At 68.8% G+C, this 5,874-nt stretch carries 7 protein-coding genes; 2 read left to right on the top strand and 5 right to left on the bottom strand.

From position 1 onward, the window contains the following. The coding region (locus AC1D2K_RS30095) for an NAD-dependent epimerase/dehydratase family protein (RefSeq protein WP_478093524.1) at positions 1-843 on the top strand (843 nt) is incomplete at its 5' end. Further along, positions 843-2,504 carry an IlvD/Edd family dehydratase gene (locus AC1D2K_RS30090; protein WP_478093522.1) on the top strand — a complete coding sequence of 554 codons (1,662 nt, stop codon included), beginning with the start codon at positions 843-845 and terminating at the stop codon, positions 2,502-2,504. The genes AC1D2K_RS30095 and AC1D2K_RS30090, both read left to right, overlap by 1 nt. Before the next feature lie 117 nt (positions 2,505-2,621). Here AC1D2K_RS30090 and AC1D2K_RS30085 read toward each other — a convergent pair whose 3' ends face one another. The 5 genes from AC1D2K_RS30085 to AC1D2K_RS30065 form a co-directional block, all read right to left on the bottom strand. After that, the gene (locus AC1D2K_RS30085; protein WP_478093521.1) at positions 2,622-3,158 is read right to left on the bottom strand and encodes a DUF4136 domain-containing protein; all 537 of its coding nucleotides are present in this window, start codon (positions 3,156-3,158) and stop codon (positions 2,622-2,624) included. A 72-nt stretch (positions 3,159-3,230) separates the two neighbouring features. Further along, entirely contained in the window at positions 3,231-4,433 is a 1,203-nt protein-coding gene (locus tag AC1D2K_RS30080; protein WP_478093520.1) for a beta-ketoacyl-[acyl-carrier-protein] synthase family protein, read from the bottom strand. Continuing rightward, entirely contained in the window at positions 4,430-4,669 is a 240-nt protein-coding gene (locus tag AC1D2K_RS30075) for an acyl carrier protein (RefSeq protein WP_478093518.1), read from the bottom strand. The genes AC1D2K_RS30080 and AC1D2K_RS30075 overlap by 4 nt, the downstream gene beginning before the upstream one ends. 129 nt (positions 4,670-4,798) lie before the next feature. Further along, entirely contained in the window at positions 4,799-5,512 is a 714-nt protein-coding gene (locus AC1D2K_RS30070) for a phosphatase PAP2 family protein (RefSeq protein WP_478093517.1), read from the bottom strand. A 61-nt stretch (positions 5,513-5,573) separates the two neighbouring features. Beyond that, positions 5,574-5,874: MOFRL family protein (locus tag AC1D2K_RS30065; protein ID WP_478093515.1), on the bottom strand; the 301-nt coding region annotated here is incomplete at its 5' end.

The following is a 5,874-nucleotide window of genomic DNA, read 5'->3' as shown; positions in this document are numbered from 1 at the left end:
CTGCTGGCCCAGACCGAAGCGCTGCGCGAAGAAGCCTTCGACGGCATCTTCCATCTGGCCTCGGCCGTGTCGGGCGAATGCGAGCTCGACTTCGACCTCGGCCTGCGATCGAACCTCGACAGCACGCGGGCGTTGCTCGATGCACTGCGGGCCCATGTGAACGGCGGCGGCAAGGTCGCGCGGCTGGTGTTCTCGAGTTCGGTCGCGGTCTTCGGACCCGACCCCGCCGTGCCGCTGGCCGCGCTTGTGGCCGACGACACGCTGCCGGCGCCGCAGACGTCCTACGGCACGCAGAAGCTRATCTGCGAGCACCTGGTCGCCGACTACACGCGCAAGGGCTACGTCGACGGCCGCGCGGCCCGGCTCATGACCGTCACCGTGCGTCCCGGCCGGCCCAACGGCGCCGCGTCGTCCTTCTTCAGCGGAATCATCCGCGAACCGCTGGCCGGCGTCGAATCGATCTGCCCGGTCTCACCCGAGGTGTCGCACCCGGTGTCGTCGCCGTCGCGCACCGTCGACGGCCTGATCGCGGTCTACGAGGCCACGCGCGAGGCCTTCTGCGGCCGCACCGCGCTCAACCTGCCGGGCCTCAACGTCCGCGTGGCCGACATGCTCGACGCGCTCGAAGAGGTGGCCGGCCCGAAGGTGCGCGCCCTGGTGCGCTTCGAACGCGACGAGCGCATCGCCGGCATCGTCGCCAACTGGCCCAGCGGTGCCTCGGCGGCACGGGCCGCACGGCTCGGCCTGCTGCCGCACGAGAATTTCGCCGATATCGTCCGGCAATACATCGACGATTGCGCAGCACTGCCCAACGCAGACCAGACCTTGAAGGGAATGACCTGATGAAACCAGCCGCCAAGAAGAAATCCCGGACCGCAGCCAAGCCGGCTCTCACGCTGCGCTCGCAGGCCTGGTTCGACAACCCGGCCAACGCCGACATGACCGCGCTCTACCTCGAGCGCACCATGAACTTCGGCCTCGGCTTCGACGAGCTGCAGTCGGGCCGGCCGATCATCGGCATCGCGCAGACCGGCTCGGACATCGCGCCGTGCAACCGCCATCACCTGGTGCTCGCCGAGCGGGTGCGCGAGGGCATCCGCGACGCCGGCGGCATCGCCTTCGAGTTCCCGATCCACCCGATCCAGGAGACCTGCAAGCACTCGGGGCCGATGCTCAACGGCTGGCACAAGGGCGAACGCACGGGCTCGGGAACGATCGTCTGGCGCGCGCGCGAGATGATGGCCGCAGGCGAGATCGGCTACCAGGAATTCCTGAAGCTGGTCGCCTCCTCGGCGCCGTCGACCGGCCACTGCAACACGATGGGCACGGCCTCCACGATGAACTCGCTGGCCGAGGCGCTGGGCATGACGCTGCCGGGCAGCGCCGCGATTCCGGCGCCCTACCGCGACCGCCAGGAAATGGCCTACCTCACGGGCAAGCGCATCGTCGAGATGGTGCGCGAGAACCTGAAGCCCTCCGACATCCTCACGCGCGAAGCCTTCGAGAACGCGATCGTGGTCAACTCCGCGCTCGGCGGTTCGACCAACTCACCGGTGCACCTGATCGCGATCGCGCGCCACATCGGCGTCGAACTCACACCCGACGACTGGGAAAAGCACGGCTACAAGATTCCGCTGATCGTCAACCTGCAGCCGGCCGGCGAGTACCTTGGCGAGGACTACTACCGCGCCGGCGGCGTGCCCGCGGTGGTCGCCGAGCTGATCGCCAAGGGCAAGATCAAGCCGGCCCTCACGGCCAACGGCAAGACGCTGATCGAGAACTGCGAAGGCCAGTTCACGAGCGACCGCAAGGTGATCTGGCCCTACGCCAAGCCGATGAAGAAGAACGCCGGCTTCCTGAACCTCAAGGGCAACCTGTTCGACTCCGCGATCATGAAGACCAGCGTGATCACGCCCGAATTCCACACCCGCTACCTCGAGGACCCGAAGGACCCGATGGCCTTCGAGGGCACCGCCGTGGTCTTCGACGGCCCCGAGGACTACCACCACCGGATCGACGATCCGAAGACGAAGATCGGCCCGCACAGCGTGCTGTTCATGCGCGGCGTCGGCCCGGTCGGCTATCCCGGCGCGGCCGAAGTGGTCAACATGCGCGCGCCTTCGTACCTGCTCAAGAGGGGCATCACCGCCCTGCCCTGCGTCGGCGACGGCCGCCAGTCCGGCACCTCGGGCTCGCCCTCGATCCTCAACGCCTCGCCCGAGGCCGCGACCGGCGGCGGGCTGGCGCTGGTGAAGACCGGCGACCGCGTGCGCATCGACCTCAAGAAGCGCACCGCGAACATGCTGGTGTCCGACGAGGAGCTCGACAAGCGACGCGCCGCGCTGGCCGCCGCCGGCGGCTACAAGTTCCCGGCGAGCCAGACGCCGTGGCAGGAGATTCAGCGCGGCATCGTCGACGAGCTCTCGGAAGGCATGGTGCTCAAGCCGGCCGTGAAATACCAGAAGATCCACGCGACCTTCGGCATCCCCAGAGATAACCATTGACCACCCCCAGGTTGGCTCACTTCGTGTAGCCGCCCACCCCCTTCGAGGGGGCAATACCAGCGGCCCGGCAAAGCCGGTTCCGCGGTATTCCTGGAATGGAAACGCGGGCCGCGTCGACTACTTCGAGGAGGGGCCGGGGGGGAAGCCGGCGAACATCTTGTCGAGCGCGGTCTGCAGCAAGGCGTTCATCTTCGCGGGATCATCGTGCAGCGTGCCGCTCGCGGTGCCGCGCCAGGCCGAGCGCTTGGTCTGCGCGTTGACCATGTCGACCACCAGCGTGCCGACCTCGAAGGTCTCGGCCGGCATCGGGCTGTTCGGCGTCGGCGGACCGAATCCGCCCCAACCGACATAGCCGACCCGCGCGTAATAGCTGTTGAGGCTTTCCTTCTCCGACGACGAGACATGGGCCGACACATGGATGTCGCCGTCGGGCGCCGGCTTCCAGCCCTGCGCCTGCAGCCGGGAATCGATGCCGTCGACGATGCGCTGCTGCATCAGCGGCGTGCCGCCGTCGGGCCGCGCCACCCAGCTGTAGGTGCGCACGCGCGAAAAGTTGGCGCCCGGGTCGACATCGATCTTGACCGTGGGGCCGCCGACGCTCGCGCAGGCCGAGAGCAGCAGCGCGACAGCCAGTGCAGCGAAACGTCCGATCATGTTGACTCCAATGCGTGTGTGAGGGGATGCGAAACCGATTCGAGTTTAACGGGCCCCCATGCTCGTCACGGCTCAGGCCCGACTGAACAGCAGCACCGAATTCGTGCCGCCGAAAGCAAAGGAGTTGCTGATGGCGGCTTGCAGTTCCGGCGCGGCCGAGTGGCCAGGCGCCACCAGGTTCAGGCTGCAGGCGGGATCGATCGCCTCGCAATGCATGCTCGGCGGCAGCTCTCGCCGATGGAGGGCCAGCACTGTCACCACGGCTTCCAGCGCGCCCGCGGCGCCGAGCAGATGGCCGTGCAGCGCCTTGGTCGCGCTGACGCGCAGGCGATCGAGGTCCCTACCCCAGACCTCGGCCAGCGCGTCGCGCTCGACCGCGTCGCCGATGCGTGTGGCCGTGCCGTGGGCATTGCAGTAGCCGATGTCGCGGGGCTGCATTCCGGCCTGCCGCAGCGCCTGGCGCAGTGCGCGCGCCTGGCCGGCGGCATCGGGCTTGGTCAGATGCGTGGCGTCGCAGCTGAGGCCCCAGCCGGCCAGCTCGGCATAGGCCCGCGCGCCGCGCCGGCGGGCGCGCTCGGCCGATTCGAGCACCAGGAATGCGGCGCCCTCGCCAAGCGCGAAGCCGCTGCGGTCGCTCGCGAAGGGCCGGATCGCGGTCGCCTCTTCGCCGGGCCTGACACTGGCGAGCGTGTGCATCGCCTGCCAGGCGAGCACCACGCCCGGCACGACGAGCGCCTCGCTGCCGCCGGCGATCGCCAGGTCGACGTCGCCGCGCTGCACCGCCTTGGCGGCCTCGGCGATGGCCACCGACGAGGAGGCGCAAGCCACCGAATAGGTCAACACCGGCCCCTGGACGCGCTGGCGCATCGCCACGTGCGAGGCCGGTGCGCTCGGCATGAAAGCCGGGATGGTCAGCGGCGGCACGCGTGCGCCGCCGCGGTAGGCGGCTTCGAGCGCCGCGGCGCCGCCCATGCCGCAGCCGGCGAAGACACCGATGCGTTCGGGATCCAGGTCACCGAGCGCCTCGGCGTCGCGCATCGCCAGGTCGGCGGCGGCCACCGCGAGCTGGCTCACGCGGTCCACGCCGGCGAGCTGCAGCTTGGTGAACCAGCGGGATTCATCGAAAGCCACCCGGGCCGCGACCGCGGGCTTGGGCAGTTCGGGAAAGACCGGCTCCAGCGCCGAGTCGCCCCGCAGCAGCGCCGCGAACAAGCGGCCGTGGTCATCGCCGTGGGGTGCCACGACGCCCAGGCCTGTGACGGCAACCGGGCTCACGTGGTCTGGGTTGCCCTGGCCTTGTCGACCACGGCCGCGAGGGCGGCCAGCGTGTCGATGTTCGGGTCGTCGTCGGGCATCGTGATCGAGAAGCGGTCTTCGATCGCGAACACGAACTCGGCCAGGGCCAGCGAATCGAAGCCTTTCTCGCGCATCGAAGCATGCGGGTCGAGTGCCGACGCTTCAATGCCGTACTTCTCGTGAATCAGATCCTGCAATTCCTTCAGCGAACTCATCGTACGGTGTCCGTCGTCATTTCCGGCCGTCGGCGCTGCCTGCGAACGGCAATGTTGTTGTGGATGTCGGCCCGCGAGAATCAGATCTTCCTGTCACGGCCGCCGAACCGGCCCGCGGGCAGTGACGGCTCATGATATCCGCTCCAGCCGGGCGAAAATCGCGCCGGCACGAGGCCGCCAGCGCAGCGAAGGCAGCGCGAACACGACGCCGAGCAGCGCGCCGGCCACCACGTCGAGCACCACGTGCTGCTTGATCGCCAGCGTCGACCAGACGATGGCCGCGAACCACAGTGCATTGATCACGCGCAGCGCCATCGGCGCGCCTGCCTGGCGCAGGATGTGCTCGATCCAGAGGGCCGTGAAGATCGCGATCGCCACGTGCATCGACGGACAGGCGTTGCCCGCGGCGTCGACGCCCTGCAGGATCGCGAAGCCGGGGAAGTCCGTCGGCGGCAGCGTCATCGGCGGGATCTGCGTCGGCCAGAAATAGAAGAACCCGAGCCCGGTCAGGCACAGCCCGCCGACCCATAGCCCGTACACCACCAGTTCCTTGAACGTGAGCTGGAGTCCGGGTGCGACCCCCACGTACAGCCAGAGCGAGAAATAGGCGACGAGCGCCTGCGGCTGGAACGGGATCAGACGGTCGATCGCGGTCAACGGCATCGCCGCGACCGGACTCGCCGGTTGGCGCAGCAGATGGAAGTAGCCGATGAAAAAGAGCCAGGTGAACGCAGTGGTGCCGATCACCTTGAGGACGAAATGCCTGCGGATCCGAAGCCAGATCTCGACCTGCCAGCTCTCGAAGGGGCGGGGCGCCGGGCGCAGGTCGTTGGGTGGATTCATGAGGCTCGGCGTTGTCGCCGATTCTCTCACCAGCTTCGACGGGGAGCCTGTGGGCCAACCGCTACAGGATCAGCAGGGCCCTGAAGTCGTTGACGTTGGTGTGGGTCGGCCCGGTGACCAGCAGATCGCCGATGGCGTCGAAGTAGCCGTAGGCGTCGTTGCGGTCGAGGTGGCTTGCGAGCTTGGCGCCGGCCGCCTCGGCACGGCGCAGCGTGTCGGGCGTGACGAGGGCGCCGGCATTGTCCTCGACGCCGTCGATGCCGTCGGTGTCGGCGGCCAGCGCCCAGACGCCTTCGCAGCCGGCCAGCGCACCCGCGAGCCCCATGCAGAACTCGCCCGCGCGGCCGCCGCGGCCCTTGGCC

Source organism: Variovorax sp. P1_H12_2, from assembly GCF_056405335.1.
This window is presented reverse-complemented; position numbering and strand designations above follow the sequence as displayed.

What these genes read in the sequence shown, in the direction of transcription:
- AC1D2K_RS30090 (WP_478093522.1), top strand. Translation starts at nt 843, where the DNA reads ATGAAACCAGCCGCCAAGAAGAAATCCCGGACCGCAGCCAAGCCGGCT.
- AC1D2K_RS30085 (WP_478093521.1), bottom strand. Translation starts at nt 3,158, where the DNA reads ATGATCGGACGTTTCGCTGCACTGGCTGTCGCGCTGCTGCTCTCGGCC.
- AC1D2K_RS30075 (WP_478093518.1), bottom strand. Translation starts at nt 4,669, where the DNA reads ATGAGTTCGCTGAAGGAATTGCAGGATCTGATTCACGAGAAGTACGGC.
- AC1D2K_RS30070 (WP_478093517.1), bottom strand. Translation starts at nt 5,512, where the DNA reads ATGAATCCACCCAACGACCTGCGCCCGGCGCCCCGCCCCTTCGAGAGC.